The sequence below is a fragment of the Amycolatopsis sp. BJA-103 genome, assembly GCF_002849735.1.
Taxonomy (GTDB): domain Bacteria; phylum Actinomycetota; class Actinomycetes; order Mycobacteriales; family Pseudonocardiaceae; genus Amycolatopsis.
In genome coordinates this window covers 9,218,818-9,237,106 of record NZ_CP017780.1, presented here as the reverse complement: position 1 = coordinate 9,237,106, position 18,289 = coordinate 9,218,818, and the positions used below count along the sequence as shown (strand labels likewise).

Sequence of the window (18,289 nt, the reverse complement as noted above, 5' to 3'; positions counted from 1 at the left end):
CTGGTGGTCACTTGGCTGCCTCCGTGCTGTGGCCCGTCAGGGCGAGGAAAACGTCGTCGAGATCAGGGGTGTGGACGGAGAACTCTTCGGCCGCGATCGCGTGCTCGTCGAGCGTGTCCAGCAGCGAGCGCAGGGATTTCGTCCCGCCGTCGCTGGGGACCCGCAGGGCGAGCGCCTCGTCGTCCCGCGTGGAGCCGGGGAAGATCCGTGCCGCCGCGTCGAGTTCGGCGACCGTGGTGAACCGGAGCCGGACGTGCGTGCCGGGCATCTGGCGCTTGAGTTCGGCGGGAGTGCCGCTGGCGACCAGACGGCCTCCGTCGAGGACCGCGATCCGGTCGGCGAGCTGATCGGCTTCCTCGAGGTACTGGGTGGTGAGGAAGATGGTCACGCCGCCGTCCACGAGCTCGCGGATGATCGACCACATCGTGCGGCGGCTGCGCGGGTCGAGCCCCGTGGTCGGCTCGTCGAGGAAGATGATGCGCGGATCGCCGACGAGCGTCATCGCCAGGTCCAGTTTCCGGCGCATCCCCCCGGAGTAGGCCGACGCAGGCTTCCGCGCCGACTCCACCAGGTCGAACCGCTCCAGCAGCTCGGTCACGACCCGCTTGCCGCCGGAGGCCCGCCGGTTCAGGTCCACCATCAGCTGCAGGTTCTCCTGCCCCGTCAGCAGTTCGTCCACCGCCGCGAACTGGCCGGTGACCCCGATCGCCGCGCGCACCGCCTTGGCCCCGGTCGTGATGTCGTGCCCGGCGACCATCGCCGTCCCGCCGTCGGCCTTCATCAGGGTGGTCAGGAGGTTCACCGTCGTCGTCTTGCCCGCCCCGTTCGGGCCGAGCAGGGAGAAGATGGTGCCCGCCGGGACATCCAGGTCGATGCCGTCGAGCACTACTTTGTCGCCGAAGGTCTTCCGCAGCCCGGAGACCGTGATCGCTGAATCTTTCATGGGACTCACTGTGGGCGGCCCGGCTGACACGCCCCCGCCACGGCGCTGACACGGGTGGTGTCAGCGCCATGTCAGGCACGTGTCAGGCCTCGTGTGGAAGGTGGTCGTCACAACCACCACGAAAGGCGAACCCGATGACTCAGACCGTCCCGCAGGGCCTCCCGATGCAGCGCGACGCGGGTCCCTTCCACCCGCCCCGCGAGATCACCCGGCTGCGCGACGCCCGCCCGGTGAGTCCCATGGTGTTCCCCGACGGTCACGAGGGCTGGCTCGTCACCGGCTACGACGAGGTCCGGCAGATGATGGCCGACACCCGGTTCAGCTCGCGCCAGGACATCGGCATCCTCCACCTGCCCTACGAGACACCGGGGATGCCCGCCCAGACCGAACCGTCCCCGCCGATGCCGGGCATGTTCGTCGCCATGGACCCGCCGGACCACGGCCGGTTGCGGAAACGACTCACCGGCGCTTTCACCGTGAAGCGGATGAAGCAGCTCGAAGAGCACATCGTCGAGATCACCGAACGGCAGCTGGACGCGATGGCCGACCTCGTCCCGCCGGTCGACCTGGTCAAGGAGTTCGCGCTGCCGGTGCCTTCACTGGTGATCTGCGAACTGCTCGGTGTCCCCTACGAGGACCGGGAGAACTTCCAGGCCGACTCCGCCCAGCTCATGATCAGGGACCAGACGCTGGAAGAGAAGATGGCCGCGTTCATCGGGATGAACACGTTCCTCACCGAACTGGTCACGCGCAAACGCGAGACACCCGGCGACGACATCCTGTCCGACCTCGGCCGCTACGAAGACCTCACCATCGAGGAGCTGGCGGGCGCCGCGTTCCTGCTGCTGCTCGCCGGTCACGAGACCACGGCCAACATGCTGGCACTGGGCACTTTCGCGCTCCTGGAGAACCCCGGCCAGCTGGCCGAACTGCGGGCCGACGCGGAACTGCTTCCCGGTGCCGTGGAGGAACTCCTTCGGTATCTGTCGGTCGCCGACATCTTCTTCCGCTACGCCACCGAAGACCTCGAACTCGGCGGCGAAACGATCCCCGCGGGATCGACCGTCGTCGTGTCGCTGCTGGCCGCCAACCACGACCCGCGGCGCTTCACCGACCCCGGCACCCTGGACATCCACCGCAACGCGCGTGGTCTGTTGTCCTTCGGCCACGGCGTGCACCAATGCCTCGGCCAGCAGTTGTCGCGGATCGAGATGCGCGCGGGTTTCGAGGGACTGCTGCGGCGTTTCCCCGATCTCGAGCTCGCCGTCCCCGCCGACGAGGTCAAGCTCAAGACCGACATGAACATCTACGGCGTGCATGAATTGCCGGTCACTTGGGGGGAATCGGACCGGTAGGCGTTGGTCGCAGGTCCGTGAAGGCCTCCTTGCCTACCCTGAAGGTAGTGAAGGAGGCCTTCACGGACTACGTGACACCCGCCGGCCCCAGCAGTCACGGGCGGCGGCGCGCAAAGGTCCCCTTTCCCGAGTACATGAAGGCCCCCTTCCTGTACCTAGGCGCAAGGAAGGGGGCCTTCATGTACTGCGGGGGCGAGTGGCTAGAACCCGAATCGCCACTCACGACCAACCGGACCCTGCGCGATTCGTCGGCGGACGCTGCACGATCGGGCACGAAAGGACTTCGTCGCGTTCGCGGCGTCGTCCGTTCGGACCAGCGTGCGGCAACGTCGCTATACCTTCGTGTAATGACCGAGATTCGCGGCGGGCCGCTGCGGCCATTGGTGACGTTGCTGAAGGAATTGCCGGGCGATCGGCCCGTGTTCACCGATGCGCACCGGACCCTCACTTCCGGGGAATTGCTGGACTCGAGCGGCCGGTTGGCGACGGGGCTCGGAATCGCCCGCGGCGACCGGGTACTCGTGCACCTCGGCGGGCGCGTCGAATTCGCCGAATACTGCCTGGCGGTGCTGCGGGCGGGCGGAATCGGCGTTCCGGTGAGCACGCGGTCGACGGCGGCCGAATTGACCCGGCTGGTGGACGACTCCGGCGCCGGTCTGCTCGTCACGGAGGAACGGCACGCCGCGATCGTGCGCGAGCTTCAAACCGAGCGGCCTCGGTTGCGGGTGGTGTTCGCCGAGGACGAGCCGGCACCCGCCCGGGGTGAGCCGCGGGACGACCTCGGCCTCGACGAACCCGCCTGGCTGCTGTACACCTCGGGCACGACCGGCCACCCCAAAGGCGTGCTGACGACGCAACGGGCGGTCCTCTGGTCGTCGGCGGCCTGCTACGGCCCGATGTACGGGATCTCCGGCGCCGACACCGTTCTGTGGCCGCTTCCGCTGCACCACGCGTATGCGTTGTCGCTGGCCTTCGCCGGGACGATCGCGCTGGGCACGCACACGAGGATCGCCGGCCACGATCTGCCGGGAGCGCTCGCGGCGCATCCCGGCAGCGTCCTCGCCGGTGTCCCGGCGACCTTCCTGAACCTGCGTCAGGAGATCCGGCATTCCCTGCCCGCGCCGCGCCTGTGCCTCTCCGGGGGCGCGCCCTGCACCCCGCCGGTCCGCGCTGCTGTCCGGGAACTGTTCGGCATCCCCGTCCTAGACGGCTACGGCAGTACCGAGACCAGCGGCAAGATCGCCGTCCAGCTCCCCGGTGAGGAAGAGCTGACTCCCTTGCCCGGGATGGAGATCCGCGTCGTCGGCGGGCAGGTCGAGGTGCGGGGTCCCGGCGTGGCGCCGAGCGCCGAAGGAGCCGACGGCTGGTACCGGACCGGCGACGCGGGCAGGCTCGACGGGGGGCGGCTCACGATCGACGGCCGGGTCGACGACGTCATCGTGTGCGGCGGCCAGAACGTGCACCCGACCGAGATCGAAGCGGTCATCGCCGAATTCCCTGGCGTGGACGACGTCCTCGTGACGGGAAGACCCGACGAGGTCCTCGGGGCGGTACCGGTGGCGTTCCTCGTTTCCGGCTCCGCCGAGCCGGACCTCGGCGAGGTGCGGCGCCTGTGCCACCGCCGACTGTCCCCCTTCAAGGTCCCGGTGGCCTTCCACCGGATGGAGAGCCTTCCCCGGACGCCGTCAGGGAAAGCGAAGCGGCACGCGTTGCGGGTCCCCCGGCCCGACGACGTCGAAGCGCTGGTGCGCGAGGCAACCGCCGAACTGTGCGAGGACGACCTCGGCGAGCGATGGCGTGACCGGCCGTTCGCCGAACTGGGCCTGACGTCGGTGGGCGGCGTGCACCTGCGGCACCGGCTGGCCGACGCGACCGGCCGCGACCTTCCCCAGTCGCTCGTCTACGACTTCCCGACCCCGGCGGCGGTCATCGCCGAACTGGAACGGCTGCTGTCCGGGGAAATCCGGCCTGCCAGCAAGGAAACCACGCCCGCTCGCGCCGACGAACCGATCGCCATCGTCGCGACGGCGTGCCGGTTCCCCGGCGGCGTGACCTCGCCCGAAGACCTGTGGAACCTGGTGGCGGGCGGCGTCGACGCCACCGGCGACTTCCCGGCCGACCGGGGCTGGGACCTGGCGGCGCTGTACGACCCGGACCCGGGCCGGATCGGCGGGTCCACCACCCGCCGCGGCGGATTCCTTTACGACGCGGCGGACTTCGACCCCGCCCTGTTCGGCATGTCCCCGCGCGAGGCCCTGGCGACCGACCCTCAGCAGCGGCTGCTGCTGGAGACGTCGTGGGAGCTGTTCGAACGCGCCGGCCTCGACACCGCCACGGTGCGGGGCAGCGACACCGGCGTGTTCGTCGGGGTGATGCACGAGGACTACGCGAGCCGCTTCGAAGGGCATCAGCTGGAAGGACGGCTGGGCATCGGGTCTTCGCACGCGCTCGCGTCCGGCCGGATCTCCTACACCTTCGGCTTGACCGGCCCCGCGATCACGGTCGACACCGCGTGCTCCTCTTCGCTGGTCGCGCTGCACTGGGCCGTGCGCGCACTGCGGGCCGGGGAATGCTCGCTAGCCGTCGCGGGTGGCTCCACGGTGATGTCGACGCCGCGCACGTTCCTCGAATTCAGCCGCCAGCGCGGCCTTTCCCCGGACGGCCGGTGCCGCTCCTACGCCGCGGGCGCGAACGGTACGGCCTGGGCCGAAGGGGCGGGTGTCCTGCTGCTGGAACGGCTGTCGGACGCCCGCCGGAACGGGCATCCGGTCCTGGCGCTGGTGAGCGGCTCGGCCGTCAACTCCGACGGGGCGTCGAACGGGCTGACGGCGCCGAGCGGGCGGGCGCAGCGGGCGGTGATCGCGTCCGCGCTGGCCGACGCGGGCCTGTCGGCGATGGACGTCGACGCCGTCGAAGGGCACGGCACCGCCACCCCGATCGGCGATCCGATCGAGGCGGAGGCGCTGATCGCCGCGTACGGCGGCGGACGCGACCGGCCGTTGTGGCTCGGGTCCGTGAAGGCCAACATCGGGCACACCCAGGCGGCGGCCGGGGTGGCCGGCGTGATCAAGATGGTGGAAGCGCTGCGGCACGGGCAGTTGCCGCCGTCGCTGCACGCCGGAGATCCGAGTCCTCGTGTCGACTGGTCCGCGGGTGACGTGACCCTGCTCGCGGAAGCTCAGGACTGGCCTGCCGGACCGAAACCCCGGCACGCGGGGGTTTCCGCGTTCGGGATCGGCGGTACGAACGCGCACGTCGTCGTCACGGAAGCGCCACCGCCGATCGACGCCGGACGCGCGGCGTCGCTCGCGGCGCCGTGGCTGCTGAGCGCCGCCGACGAGGGCGCGCTGCGAGCGGTCGCCTCAGGGCTGCTGGCGACGGCCGGTGGCCGGGACGCGAACGACGTCGCGTTCACCCTCACCACCCGCACCCCACTGGAACACCGCGCGATGGTCCCGTCCGGCGATCTCGCCGCACTGCGCGCGCTCGCCACGGGTGACCGCCGCGGCCGGACCGTGCGCGCCCCGGCGACCGCGGCGTACCTGTTCAGCGGGCAAGGCGCACAGCGCCCGGGAATGGGGAAAGAGCTGTCGGACGGCTTCCCTGTGTTCCGCGCGGCGTTCGACGCGGCCTGCCAGGCGTTGGGTGGCCGGGTCCGCGACGTCGCGTTCGACGGCGGCGACGCGCTGAACCGGACCGACCACGCGCAGGCCGCCCTGTTCGCGTTCGAGGTCGCCCTGTTCCGCTTGCTGGAATCGTGGGGTGTCCGGCCGGGCGTCGTCGCCGGTCACTCGATCGGGGAGATCGCCGCCGCGCACGTCGCCGGTGTCCTGTCGCTCGAAGACGCGGGGATCCTGGTGGCCGCGCGCGGCCGTCTGATGGCCGCTTTGCCGCCCGGGGGCGTCATGATCGCGGTCCGGGCGGCCGAGGACGAGGTCGCGCCGCTGGTCGGGGAATTCGCCGACCAGGTGGCGATCGCCGCGGTCAACGGCCCCCGATCCCTTGTCCTGTCCGGAACCGAGAGCGTGACGGAAGCGATCGCGGCCCAGTGGCCGGGTTCCACGCGGCTGCGCGTCAGCCACGCGTTCCATTCGCCGCTGATCGATCCGATGCTCGCCGAGTTCCGCGAGGTCGCCGCCGGGCTGACCCACCGGAGCCCGGAGACCACCCTGGTCTCCGGGCTGACCGGCCGCGCGATCACCGGCCTCGGCCCGGACCATTGGGTGCGGCACGCCAGGGACACGGTCCGGTTCGCCGACGCGCTGGACACCGTGGCCGCGGCGGGAACCGGTATCTGCCTGGAGATCGGTCCGTCGGCCACGCTCAGCCGGGTCGCGGGAGCGGTACTCCCCGCGGTGTCCACTATGGACACCGAGCAGGGAGTACTGGAGGCGGTGGGCGAACTGCACACCGCGGGAGTGCCGGTCTCGTGGCGAGCGGTGTTCGGCGGCGGTGCGCGCCTGCTCACCCTGCCGACCTACCCCTTCCAGCGCGAGCGTTTCTGGCTCGACCCGCAACCGCGCCGGAGCCCGGAAAGCAGTGGGCACGCGATGCTCGGTCCGGCGCTGGTCGCGCCCGACTCGCCGAGGATCGTGCACGGCGGCTCGGCGGGCGTGCGCGCGCACGGCTGGCTCGCCGACCACGTCGTCGGCGGCACGGCGCTGTTCCCCGCCAGCGCTTTCGTCGAGATCGCCTTGCACGCGGGCGAAGCGAGTGTGGCCGAGCTGACGATCGAGGCACCGCTGCGGCTCGGCAAAACCGCCGACGTCGCGCTCCAGGTGGTCGTGGACGGGACCCGGATCGACATCTACGCCAAGGACGAGGGCGACTGGACGCGTCACGCCACGGGCCGCCTGGCCCCGTCCGACGTCTTCGCGCAGCCGTGGAAGGGCGAGTGGCCGCCTCCCGCCACTGAACCCGTCGATCTGGACCGGGCCTACGCGGTCCGCGAGTACGGTCCCGCCTTCCGTGCGGTGACGGGCCTGTGGCAGGACGGCGACGAGCTGTTCGCCGACGTCGCGCTCCCCGAGGGCGTCGACGGCCGGTTCGGCATCCATCCCGTGCTGCTCGACGCGGCCGTGCACACCTTGGCGCTGGCCGAACCGGCGGACGCCGAAGTGCGCGTGCCGTTCCTTTGGAGCGGCGTCCACGTCTTCGCCCCCGCCGCGCGCAGGGCTCGAGTCCACTGTGTACGGACAGGTCCCGGCGAAGCCCGCGTCGAACTCTTCGACCCCGATGGAATGCCCGTCGCGGTGGTGGAATCCCTGCTCACCCGGCCACTGCCAGCCGGGAGCACAATGCTCTACTACCCGCAGTGGGTCCCCGTCCCGGCCGCGCGCGCCGACGACGTCCGGGTCATCGACGGCGACGACGTCCGGACCGTACTCACCGCGCTGCAGGACACGGTCCCGCGCGGGGAACGCACGGTCGTCGTCACCCGTGCCGCGACCGATCCGGCGGGAGCGGCGGTCTTCGGGCTCGGGACAGCCGCCTCGACCGAGTACCGCGGCCTGGTCACCGTGGTCGAAGCCGGCGCCGAAGTCCCCGTGGAGAAGGTGCGCGAACTCGTCGGCGGCAACCCCGAACCCCAGCTGGCGATCCGGGACGGCGTGCCGCACGCGTTGCGGATCGCCCGGACCGCGCCCGCGCCCGCCCGGCCGATCGATCCGGCGGGCACCGTGCTGATCACCGGCGGCACCGGTGCGCTCGGCGCGGCGCTGGCCCGCCATCTCGTGTCCGCGCACGGTATCCGGCATCTGCTGCTCGTCAGCCGTCGCGGCCTCGCCGCACCGGGCGCGGAAGAGCTCCTCCGGCTGCCCGCCGACGTGCGGATCGTCGACGGCGACATCGCCGATCCGGCCGTCGTCCGGCAGCTGGTCGACTCGTGCGATCCGCCGTTGACCGCCGTCGTGCACTCCGCGGCGGTCGTCGCCGACGCCGCGTTCACCGCGCAGACGACCGCGGGGCTCGACACCGTTTTCCGCCCGAAGGCCGACGGCGCCCAGGTCCTGCACGAGGCGACCCGGCATCTCCCGCTTTCGGCTTTCGTGCTGTTCTCTTCCCTGGCAGGCACTTTCGGCAACGCCGGGCAGGCGAACTACGCAGCCGCGAACCGCTCTCTCGACGCGCTGGCCGTCCGACGGCGCGCCGAAGGCCTGCCCGCCACGTCGATCGTCTGGGGCCTCTGGGATCTGGAGGCCGGGCTCGGAGCGCTGATTCCCGAAGTGGCGAGGCACCGCATCCAGGCTTCCGGGGTGGCCGGGCTGACCCTGGAGCAGGGGCTGGCCCTGTTCGATGCCGCGATCGGGCATGCCGAACCGGTCCTGATCGCCGCCCGGCTCGACCCCACGGCCGCCGGCCTGCCGCCGATCGCCGACGGACTCGGACGCCCCGCGTCGAGACCGGCGCCGCCCTCGCCGGACCGGCGCTGGCCGGAGCGACCCTCGGAGGAGGAACTGCGAGACCTGCTCCGCGTCGAGCTCGCCGAAGTCCTCGGCCACCAGGATCCGGACACGATCCCCGAGGACAAACCGTTCACCGACCTCGGGCTCGACTCGCTGGCCGTCATCGACCTGCGCACCCGGCTCCGCGACCTGACCGGGCTGGAACTGCCCGCACGCGTGCTGTTCGACCACCCGACGGTCATCGAACTCGCCGGGCTCCTGCGCGAACGGCGGTCAATGTCTGGCTGAGCGTCAAGGCGGAGAGGGCGACGGCGAATCCGGTGAGCTGCCAGCCGGTGAGGGTCTGGCCGAGCACGAGGAACCCGGCGGCGGTGGCGACCAGCGGGTTGGTCAGCGTGAGCAGGGAGACCGACGCCGGGGCCAGGCGGTCGATGCCGCGGAACCACAGCGGATACGCCAGCGCGGTGGTGACGATGCCGATGTAGCCGTAGCCGAGCAGGTTCGCGGTCGTCAGCGAGCCGGGGAGGCCTTCGAACAGGAGCGTCGCCGGGGCGAGGACGAGACCGCCCAGGGTCAGCTGCCAGCCGGTCATCGCCAAGGGATGTTCGGGGCGGCCCCATTTCTTGGCGAGGACCAGTGCCACGGCGACGAGTCCGACGGCGCCGAGCATGGCGGCCAGGCCGAGCGAGTCGAGCCGGGCCTCCGACGAGAGCGTCAGCAGGGCGACACCGCCGGCCCCCGCGATCGCCGCGAGCAGGATCGGCGCCGGTGTCCGGACGCGAAGTACCGGTAGCGCGAGCAGGGCCACCATCAGGGGTTGCAGGGCGCCGAGGGTCGCGGCGACCCCGCCGGGAAGGCGGTACGCGGCGAGGAAGATCAACGGGAGGAAGGCGCCGAAGTTGAGCATGCCGAGCACCGCCGTCTTCCACCACCAAGACCCGTGCGGGAGCCGCCTGGTCAGGGCCAGCAGGAGCAGCCCCGCCGGGAGCGCCCTCAGCACGGCGGCCAGCAGCGGCCGGTCCGGGGGTAGCAAGGTCGCGGTGACGACGTAGACGGTGCCCCAGCTGGCCGGTGCTAGCGCGGCGAGCCCGGCGTCGCGAAGATTCGGTCTCGCGGATGACGGCTCGCCTGGGACGACGGGCCGCTCGGCGATGATCGCCATGATGTCTCCTCACTGATAATCTCAACGTTGAGATAACAACAGCGAGTTCTGTCAATGTCAAGTCTCTTAATGTTGAGATGAGTGGAGGCACAACGTGGCCGACGCGGTGGACGCGGTGATCGGGCTTTGGCGACACGAGCGGCCGGACCTCGAGGACAAGCTTTGGCCCGCCGAGGTGATCGGGCGCATCCAGCGGCTTTCCCGGATCCTCGAGAAGAAGCTCAAGGAGTTCAACGCCGAGCACGGCCTGGAGTCGTGGGAGTTCGACGTCCTCACCACACTTCGCCGCTCCGGGGAGGCCGGCGGCTTGACGCCGGGAGCGCTCCTCAAGGCCGCGATGGTCACCTCGGGGGCGATCACGAATCGCATCGACCGCATGGAGACCAAGGGCCTGGTCGAACGGGTGCGCGACAGCGACGACCGCCGGTCGGTCAAGATCCGGCTGACCGACAAGGGACGGCAGGTCGTCAACGAGGTTTTCGTGCTGCACCTGGAAAACGAGGCCGGGCTGCTGCCCGACCTCGACCCGGCGCGGTGGGCCGAACTGATCGGCGGCCTGCGGCTGCTGCTCGAACACTTCGGCGACACGTCATTGGAGTGACTCCAGCACGGCGGCCAGCGCCGCGTCGGTGTCGGCACCGAGCTCCCGGACGGCCCGGGCGTACTCGTCCGCGGCGGCTCGCAGCAGGACCGCTTTGCCGGGACGGTCGGCGAGTTCGGCGACGACCGTGCCCTTGGCGCGCGCGGTGTGCACCCAGCCGTTCTCTTCCAGTTCCCGGTAGACCCGCGCCACGGTGCCCGAAGACAGGGCCAGATCCCTGGCGAGTTGCCGGATGGGCGGCAACCGAGTGCCCGGCGCGAGCGCACCGGCGGTGATCAACCGGACGACCTGGTCCCGGACCTGCCGCCACGGCGCGATCCCGAGATCCGTGTCGACGACCACCTTCAGTGGCATCAGGCAGCCTCGGCACGCGACCGGTGGGCGAGGTTGTACCAGCCGGCGAACCCGGCGACGACCAGGATCCACGAGCCGAGGTTCGTCACTTCGGGAATCGCCAGGGTCACGGTGGCGGCCAGGCCCAGCCCCGCGGCCACCCGCGCACTGCGGACCCGCAACGCGCCGTCGGCCGCACTGTCCCCTGTGGACGGACGACGCACGGCGAGCAGGATGATCAGCCAGGTGACCGCCGAGACGGCCGCGGCGATCCCGAGCAGCGCCCACCAGCGATGGACCACGAGCCAGGCCACCGCCGCCGCGACGATCGTCGCGTAAGTGACCAGACCCCACACCGGAATGAGCCCCGACACCGCACGCCGATCCAACCCCGCCTCGCGGCGAGCGCTCTTCGGCGGCCGCTGAGCGAGCACCTCGGCGATCAGCGCACCGACGAGCAGGGTGGCCAGGAAGAACGCCGTACTGTCACCCCGCACCCCGGCGGCGTCGGCCAGCACCGGCAACCCGAGGAACAGCCAGGGGTACCAGAAGCGGCGGCGCCGCAGATAGCGCACGGCCTCGGCGACGTCCGACTGCGAAGGATCGCCGACGCCCCACCGGCGCAGCACCTTCGCTCCCTGTGTTTCGCCCGGCCACAGGAGAATCAGGATCACCACGCCGAACAGACCCATGATCAGGGCGTCGGCCACGATGTTGTCGAACGGCACGATCGAACCTCCCGTCTTGTATCAAGCACATGATACAAGACGGGAGGACTCCCGCACGGCGAGAGCGGCCCGTAGCGCCCCGCCCCTCGACCGACAGCCGAACAAGGAAGTCGCGCCCCAGACTGTCTACATAGGACAATTTTAACGGAAAATTGTCCGATTAGTGCCCACATGCACGTTTTATCATGGGGGTCGTGAGTGGTAAAGAGGGTTAGAACCCTCTTTACCACTCACGACCCCCGCACAAACCGCACATCTATTTATCAATCGGACATTCAGCTGCCGGGACGTGTCCCTTATGGACACTCGGGACGACTGGCGGCCGTAGACCAGTCCAGACCCACGCGCGAAGGCCACCTTTCGACCTTGAAGCCAGCGAAGGGGTCCTTCACCACAGGGGCTGGTCACACTACATTTGCCCTACCCCCTCAAGAGAACCCGAACACCACTCACGAGATGCCCAGAAGGGACGGAAAGATGCGCCGCGATGGCGCCGCTCTCAGAAAAGCAACCTCGCCGCTCGCTCGTCTTTCCCTTGAGGACAAGGAATTCTGCCCGTTCGATCAAGCCCAGCCGAGCGGGGTCACCTCCGCCGCCGACGTCCACGGGCCGCGTCCGCCCGCCTCGGTGAGGGCACGGAAGCGAACATAGCGGGCCCGCGTCGGCCAGAACCGCAGAGTCTTCAGGACGGCGTCGTCGGGGAAGGTCCCAGCGGAGACCGGGCTTCCCCAGGCCGAACCATCGGTGCTCAGATGGATCTCGTAGCCGCCGACACGGCCGTGAGCGGAGCCGTCCTGGCGCGGCAGATAGGTCAGGCCGGTGACGGTGCGGGCCGCGCCCAGGTCGAGCTGCAGTTCGTGGGGCAGCGGGTCCTCCCCGCCGGACCACTTGGTGTGCCAATGGGTGGCCGGGTTGCCGTCGACGGCGTTCGTGGCCGCGCCGGACTCCCCCGAAGTCTCCTGACTGTCGGCCGAGCGGACCGTGGCCGCGAGCGGCCCTGAGCCCATGACCGGGTCGCTGATGGTCTCGGCGCCGGTCTCGACATGGCCCGCGAAGCGGCGAAGGAAGCCGTCGGGCCCCTGAACGCTCAGGTCGTACCAGCCGCTCATGCCGCCTTCGGTGCTGAACCAGTCTTCGACCGTCGCACCGGGGGCGACCGAGTACGTCCACGGCCCGCCACCCCGGTTGCCGGTGCGCACGGTCAGCTGACACGCGGCGCCGGCGTTGGTCATCTTCAGGTACACGACGCCGGGACCCGGTCGCAGCACGACCTCCGGATTCGGTTTGCCCCCGGTGGTCGCGGTGATCCGGTTACCGGCGAACCGCCGCAGGAAACCGTTGGGGCCGTGCGTGGTGAGGTCGTACGCGCCGTCCGGCGAACCCGCCTGCCAATAATCCGAGAGGGACGCCCCGGCGCCGACGGTGTAGCGCCACGGTCCGTCGGTCCGATGCGCGGTGGCGTAGACGTAGAAATGCGCGCCCGCGGCTCCGGTGTTGCCGAAGTCGATCCAGAACCGCTCCGCCGTCACCCGGCCCGACGCCGTCACCTGATAGGGCAACGGCCGCGCCGTCTTGACCCCGCTCTCCGGTATCGGGGGCTTCTGCACGGAAGGCGGCTGCGGCTGGGTGTTCCACGGTCCGCTCGTCGGCACCGGTTTGGTCAGCGCCGGATAGGTGGCGCTCGGCGCGGTGGTGTCCAGCGCCGAGGTCAGGTCACCGCAGACGGTGCGCCGCCACGGCGAGATGTTCGGTTCGCCGACGCCGCTCCACCGTTCCAGGAACCGCAGCACGGACGTATGGTCGAAGACCTCCGAGCAGACCTTCCCGCCCCGGCTCCACGGTGAGATGACGAACATCGGCACCCGCACGCCCAGTCCGATCGGCTCGCCGGAGACGAACTCGTCGGTCGTGGCCACGGAACTCTTGCCTTCGTCGTCGGAGGCGGGCGGCGCCGGCGGCGGCATGTGGTCGAAGAAGCCGCCGTCCTCGTCGTAGGTCAGCAGGAACAGAGTCTTGTTCCACACCCCGGGCTTGGAGGCGATCGTGTCGAGGATCGACTTGACCAGGTCCGCGCCGGTGTTGGGGCCCCAGGCGGGATGCTCGGTCTGCGATTCCGGCGCGACGATCCAGGACACCGACGGGAGCCTGCCCGCGTCGACGTCGGCTTTGAAGGCGTTCAACAACTGCTTCGGCGCGACACGGGCCAGCCCGCGGTCGTAGAGCGCGCGCTCGCCCGCGGTCAAGGTCGCCACGCCCGCCGCCAGTCCGTCGAGCAACCGGGTCCGTTCGGCGGCCGAGGCCGAATCGAGGGCGTAGTAGAGGTACTCCAGCTTCGGGAAGGCCTTGCCGGAGGAGTCCTTCACCTTCGACAGCGCCTTGGCGCCGACGGCGAGGAAACTGCTGAAGTAGTCCAGCGAATTGTCGCCGTAGTTGTCCCATTCCTGATAGACCCGCCAGCTGCGGCCCGCGGCCTGGAGGCGCTCGGCGTAGGTCTTCCAGGTGTAGCCGGTGTGCCCGGGGTTCTGCCAGGCGTCGTTGCCGATGGCGCGGGTGGTGCCGTCCGGTTCGAACCCGAGTTTGCCGGTGAACAGGTACAACCGGTTCGGGTTGGTGGGGCCCAGTTCCGAACAGTGGTAGGCGTCGCAGACGGTGAAAGCGTCGGCGAGCTCGTGGTAGAACCGCAGCGCCGACCGGGTGTGATAGGTCAGCGAGCGGACGCCCTTGGCCGCGCGCCACGCGTCGTGGCGGCCCTTGTTCCACGCCCGGTGCCCGCCGGACCAGCTGTGGTCGACGTCGGCCATGAACTGATCGTCGATCGCGTAGGGAAGCAGCGTGCCCCCGCCGTCCGGCTGCTGGAAGACCGATGCCCCCGAAGGCAGTTTGATCGCGGCCGGATCGTTGAAACCCCGGACGCCGCGCAAGGTCCCCAGATAGTGGTCGAACGACCGGTTCTCCTGCATGAAGACCACGACGTGCTCGATGACGTCGAGTCCGCCCGTCGGGGCGTCGGCGGCGAGTGCCTGCCGGACACTCTCCGGGAGCAAGGTGAAGGCGGAAGCCGCACCAGCGGCCTTCAGCAGGGTACGACGGCGCACGAAGCCCTCCAGAACTGCGTTGAACCCGCTCGAATATGCTCGAAACTGCACCTTTGGTGCGACTATCGAGCAGATAGAAACATATCGACCGGCTCGGGTTCAAGAGTTCCGTCCCCGCGCTGCATGATCGGAGCAACAAGACGCGACTTTCGGAGGATGGCGTGCCGCCGCTTCGCCCAGCGACTCGCCGGAAGGCCGTGATGGGGGCCGCCCCCCTTGAACGGCCCCCACCCGGTTCATCCGGCCGAAAGCGGCCGGACACCTTTCTTGTCGCCTAGTCCCCTTCCCCGGAGCGCCGGGACAGGGCGGCCAGCGAAAGCACCATGACGACCGGCCAGATCACGGCCGCCAACGGGGCTCCCCCGAAGGTGATCGCCATGACCGACACCGCCGTCGCGATCAGCCCGCCGACGGGCGACACGTAACAAAACCCCAACGGGCCCAAGAAAAGAGCCCACAACAACGCCGCCTTCACGGACTTGACGGGCGGACGGGGGACCGGGTACCGCCCCGGGCCGAGGACCTCGTGGTCGGCCCCCTGGTACCACCCGCCGGAGATCAGCGGCGGGTGCGGAGCGAAGAAGGCCGGTCTTCGCCCGAACGCCTTGGGCGTCCGCGGGCTCTCCTCGGCAGGCTCGTGGCGGTGATCCTTCGGCCGTCCCATGACACTTTCGGCACTGCGCATGACATCCTCCCCCGTCGCCGGCCCGAGGCCTGGTGAAGTCACCTCTTGCCTGGCACAATTACCGGTTGCGGTTCGAAACTTCCGGGTCGTTCTGCCCACAGACCATGCTGGCGAGTCGGGGGAGTGTGCGATGCGTCAAATGGAACACAGCGCCGATCCGGTTTCCGTGAATCCGGCAGCGCCGGGATGACAGGTTCCGCTGCGGCCGAGTACGGGATCTGGAAACGGCTGACACCCGCCGAGCAGTCCGCCCTCCGCGGCGCGGGGCATGTGAAGGTATGGCAGCCCGGCCAGATCCTCGCCCTCCAGGGCAGTCCGCCCACGAGCATGTTCGTCGTCCTGCGCGGCTGGGTGAAGATCAGCGCCACCAACTATCGCGGCGAAGACGCCCCGCTCGCCGCCCGCGGACCCGCGGAAATCGTGGGCGAGGTGGCGCCGATCAGCGGGCTCCCCCGTTCCGCCACCATGTCGGCGATCGACGAGGTGCACACCCTGGTCGTGTCGCGGGAGAAATTCCTCGGCGTGCTGCGCGACCGGCCTCGCATCGCCGAGGAGATCTTCCGTACCGCGGCGATCCGGCTGCAACAATCCGATCGGCTGCGTCTCGAGTCCGGCGGACCGGATTTCCCCCAGCGCCTCGCCGCGGTCCTCCTGGAACTGGCCCTGCAGCACGCCCTCGACTGGTCGGACGGGAAACAGGTCGATCTTCGCTTCAACCAAGGGGAATTGGCGGGGTTCGCCCGCGTCTCCCGCAGCACCCTGATCCGCGGCCTCGAAGAACTCCGGAAGCTGGGCGTGGTGCACACCGCGCGCCAGCGCGTCACCATCACCCGGCCTCGCGCACTCCGAGAATTGGCCGCCGGACGGCCACCACCGGCGGAAGAGGCCTGATCGAACCCGGAATCTCGGCTATCCTTGTCAAGGTTCAACTCTCGCAACCGTTTCACGGGGTGGAGGGAATCGGCACGATGAGTTCTTTCTCGGCAAGCACGGAACCGGACATCGAATCGGCGTTGATCGATCTCGACGCGGTCTCATTCACCGCGTTGCGGGAATTGGACAGTGACGCCTTCCGCCATTCGGCGCACCATGTCGTCGAACGCACCACGCATGTCCGCGCACGCTACCGAAGCGGATCCGCGGGGACCGGTGAGCGCATCGACTGATGTCGCCACCGGCCGAAGCTCGCCCCGCGTTCCATCGCTTGTCGTGGCGTGACTTCGACGCACTCGCGCGCCTTGACGGCGACGAGGACATGGCCCGCCGTCTGCGACGGGCCGAGCGCAGTCGTCGTAAACTGCTGATCCACGCACTGCTGACCGAGGCGACGAAAACCTCGGATCACTCAGGCCCGTTGCCATCGCTGGATTCCGCGTGGGAACTCCTCGCACGTGCCGAAGCACGGGCACCCCGGGCGGTGAACCGGATGCTCACCAATCCGTACACCGGGAGCTGGGCGGGCTACACGACTCGGCTGCTGCGCAACGGAATCGACGGCGTGGGGCCTTTGTGGATGCATTTGGGGCACGCGCACGCGATCGCGGCGGCCGCGGCGATCCGGGCGGAACTGGACTTCGAGACCGCCATCCCGGTCTGGCACGGAAACGCCATCCTTCCTTCGCTGGGGATGGCCAGATTCCCCGGTACGGAACCGTTTTCTTCGGCCATCGTGCGAGGCGCGAACGGCCGGTACTCCGTTTCGGGCGCCGGAACCACGGTCCGCTTGCCGAGCGCGCATGACTCCGATGCCCCGGGTTGGTGGGGAATCCGGCGGGTGCGGAGCCAGGTCGGCGCACACCGCTTCTCGCTGTGGCTGGACGATCTCGATCCCTATCGCGGACTTTACGAGCCGGTCCCACCCGAAAGGCTGCCGGGCAAGGATCTGGCGGACTGGCAGGGGCTGATAGACGAGGCCTGCCGTCTGATCGCCGCCCATCTGCCCGGCCTGGCCCGCATCATGCCGGTGGGCTTGGCCTCGCTCGTACCGAAACCCCAGGTGCTCTTCCGGAATCCGAGCGCGTCGACCGGGGAGGCGTTCGGCAGTGCGGTGGTGGGCCTGCCTTCCGACGGAGCCTCTCTCGCCGACACCTTGATCCACGAGTTCCAGCACATCGTGCTCGGCGGCCTGCTGCACCTCGTCGAATTGTACGAGCCGGATCCACGGGAGCGGATCTACGTGGCTTGGCGGGATGACCCACGGCCCCTGAGCGGGGCCCTGCAAGGGGTCTACGCTTTCTTCGGGGTAACGGCCTTTTGGCGCGCACTGCACCAGTCCGGGGAGAGCCCCCGGCGCTCCGGCTTCGAATTCGCGTTCTGGCGCCGTCAGACGTGGCGAACCCTGCAAGTCCTACGGGTGGACTCGACCTTGACCGCCGCGGGGCGACGCTTCCTCGACGATATCGCGGAACGTCTCGGCCCCTGGCAGGACGAACCCGTACCGACGGAAGCGAGCACGCTGGCCACGGCCGCATGCCGGGATCACCTCGCGGGCTGGCGCGCCCGTCACCTTCGCCCGGATCCGTCGATGGTCAGCGGACTCGCGGCCGCCTGGCTGAGCGGACGGCCCCGTCCGCCTGCCACCTTCGACGCGACCGATCTTCCCCCGACGCCGGTACCGGACGGCGGCTGGTCCCACGCCAGGACGGACCTGATCCGGCTCACCGTCGGCGGCACACCGCTCTCGCCGGACGGGCGACCGCCGGCGGTTCCCGGCGCCACGGCAGCGGATTTCGCTTATGCCGCGGGCGACTTCCTCGAAGCCATCAACGGCTACCGAGAGGAACTCGCCAGGGATCCGGACCGGCCCGCCTCGCTGGTCGGGCTGGGCCTCGCGCTCTCGGCGCGAGGCCCCCATCCCGCCGCCCGTGCGTTGCTGCACTGTCCCGAAATCGTCCGGGCGGTGCATCGACCCTTGCGAGCCGTTCCGCGGCCGCCGACCGTGGAACAGCTCGCCTCGTGGATCGGCCAACTCGTACCGGACTGA

The 18,289-nt window shown here is 69.9% G+C and carries 12 protein-coding genes; 6 read left to right on the top strand and 6 right to left on the bottom strand.

The annotated features are described in order from the left end of the window. Positions 1 to 7 precede the first annotated feature (7 nt). On the bottom strand, positions 8 to 943 hold the full coding sequence (locus tag BKN51_RS41825; protein ID WP_101612812.1) for an ATP-binding cassette domain-containing protein: 936 nt from the start codon (positions 941 to 943) through the stop codon (positions 8 to 10). 134 nt (positions 944 to 1,077) lie between these two features. On the opposite strand from BKN51_RS41825, the gene BKN51_RS41820 reads away from it, so the two are divergent. Further along, positions 1,078 to 2,298, top strand: a complete 1,221-nt coding sequence (locus BKN51_RS41820) for a cytochrome P450 (RefSeq protein ID WP_101612811.1) — start codon at positions 1,078 to 1,080, stop codon at positions 2,296 to 2,298. Positions 2,299 to 2,645: 347 nt separating this feature from the next. Then, complete coding sequence (locus BKN51_RS41815; RefSeq protein WP_101612810.1) at positions 2,646 to 8,990, top strand: type I polyketide synthase; 6,345 nt, start codon at positions 2,646 to 2,648, stop codon at positions 8,988 to 8,990. Here BKN51_RS41815 and BKN51_RS41810 read toward each other — a convergent pair. Continuing rightward, entirely contained in the window at positions 8,941 to 9,864 is a 924-nt protein-coding gene (locus tag BKN51_RS41810) for an EamA family transporter (RefSeq protein WP_101612809.1), read from the bottom strand. The genes BKN51_RS41815 and BKN51_RS41810 overlap by 50 nt on opposite strands. Before the next feature lie 94 nt (positions 9,865 to 9,958). On the opposite strand from BKN51_RS41810, the gene BKN51_RS41805 reads away from it, so the two are divergent. After that, entirely contained in the window at positions 9,959 to 10,465 is a 507-nt protein-coding gene (locus BKN51_RS41805) for a MarR family winged helix-turn-helix transcriptional regulator (RefSeq protein WP_101612808.1), read from the top strand. Here BKN51_RS41805 and BKN51_RS41800 read toward each other — a convergent pair. The 4 genes from BKN51_RS41800 to BKN51_RS41785 all read right to left on the bottom strand — a co-directional run bounded on the left by BKN51_RS41800 (position 10,454) and on the right by BKN51_RS41785 (position 15,306). Beyond that, positions 10,454 to 10,819 (bottom strand): GntR family transcriptional regulator, encoded by a 366-nt coding sequence (locus BKN51_RS41800; protein WP_101612807.1) that lies wholly within the window; start codon positions 10,817 to 10,819, stop codon positions 10,454 to 10,456. The genes BKN51_RS41805 and BKN51_RS41800 overlap by 12 nt on opposite strands. After that, the gene (locus BKN51_RS41795; RefSeq protein WP_101612806.1) at positions 10,819 to 11,526 is read right to left on the bottom strand and encodes a hypothetical protein; all 708 of its coding nucleotides are present in this window, start codon (positions 11,524 to 11,526) and stop codon (positions 10,819 to 10,821) included. Before BKN51_RS41795 ends, BKN51_RS41800 begins: the two co-directional genes overlap by 1 nt. Positions 11,527 to 12,089: 563 nt before the next feature. Further along, positions 12,090 to 14,621 carry a phosphocholine-specific phospholipase C gene (locus BKN51_RS41790; protein WP_101612805.1) on the bottom strand — a complete coding sequence of 844 codons (2,532 nt, stop codon included), beginning with the start codon at positions 14,619 to 14,621 and terminating at the stop codon, positions 12,090 to 12,092. A 274-nt stretch (positions 14,622 to 14,895) separates the two neighbouring features. Further along, positions 14,896 to 15,306 carry a hypothetical protein gene (locus BKN51_RS41785; protein WP_101612804.1) on the bottom strand — a complete coding sequence of 137 codons (411 nt, stop codon included), beginning with the start codon at positions 15,304 to 15,306 and terminating at the stop codon, positions 14,896 to 14,898. Between the two features lie 186 nt (positions 15,307 to 15,492). Here BKN51_RS41785 and BKN51_RS41780 point away from each other — a divergent pair, with 186 nt between their 5' ends. The 3 genes from BKN51_RS41780 to BKN51_RS41770 all read left to right on the top strand — a co-directional run bounded on the left by BKN51_RS41780 (position 15,493) and on the right by BKN51_RS41770 (position 18,289). Then, the gene (locus BKN51_RS41780; RefSeq protein ID WP_101612803.1) at positions 15,493 to 16,197 is read left to right on the top strand and encodes a Crp/Fnr family transcriptional regulator; all 705 of its coding nucleotides are present in this window, start codon (positions 15,493 to 15,495) and stop codon (positions 16,195 to 16,197) included. Positions 16,198 to 16,274: 77 nt separating this feature from the next. After that, positions 16,275 to 16,472 (top strand): hypothetical protein, encoded by a 198-nt coding sequence (locus BKN51_RS41775; RefSeq protein WP_174720521.1) that lies wholly within the window; start codon positions 16,275 to 16,277, stop codon positions 16,470 to 16,472. Then, entirely contained in the window at positions 16,472 to 18,289 is a 1,818-nt protein-coding gene (locus tag BKN51_RS41770; protein ID WP_101612801.1) for an HEXXH motif domain-containing protein, read from the top strand. Before BKN51_RS41775 ends, BKN51_RS41770 begins: the two co-directional genes overlap by 1 nt.

Bases quoted from the DNA above. Each gene is read 5' to 3' on its own strand.
- BKN51_RS41800 (WP_101612807.1), bottom strand. From the start codon at position 10,819: ATGCCACTGAAGGTGGTCGTCGACACGGATCTCGGGATCGCGCCGTGG.
- BKN51_RS41780 (WP_101612803.1), top strand. From the start codon at position 15,493: ATGACAGGTTCCGCTGCGGCCGAGTACGGGATCTGGAAACGGCTGACA.
- BKN51_RS41825 (WP_101612812.1), bottom strand. From the start codon at position 943: ATGAAAGATTCAGCGATCACGGTCTCCGGGCTGCGGAAGACCTTCGGC.
- BKN51_RS41810 (WP_101612809.1), bottom strand. From the start codon at position 9,864: ATGGCGATCATCGCCGAGCGGCCCGTCGTCCCAGGCGAGCCGTCATCC.
- BKN51_RS41770 (WP_101612801.1), top strand. From the start codon at position 16,472: ATGTCGCCACCGGCCGAAGCTCGCCCCGCGTTCCATCGCTTGTCGTGG.
- BKN51_RS41775 (WP_174720521.1), top strand. From the start codon at position 16,275: ATGAGTTCTTTCTCGGCAAGCACGGAACCGGACATCGAATCGGCGTTG.
- BKN51_RS41785 (WP_101612804.1), bottom strand. From the start codon at position 15,306: ATGCGCAGTGCCGAAAGTGTCATGGGACGGCCGAAGGATCACCGCCAC.
- BKN51_RS41815 (WP_101612810.1), top strand. From the start codon at position 2,646: ATGACCGAGATTCGCGGCGGGCCGCTGCGGCCATTGGTGACGTTGCTG.
- BKN51_RS41820 (WP_101612811.1), top strand. From the start codon at position 1,078: ATGACTCAGACCGTCCCGCAGGGCCTCCCGATGCAGCGCGACGCGGGT.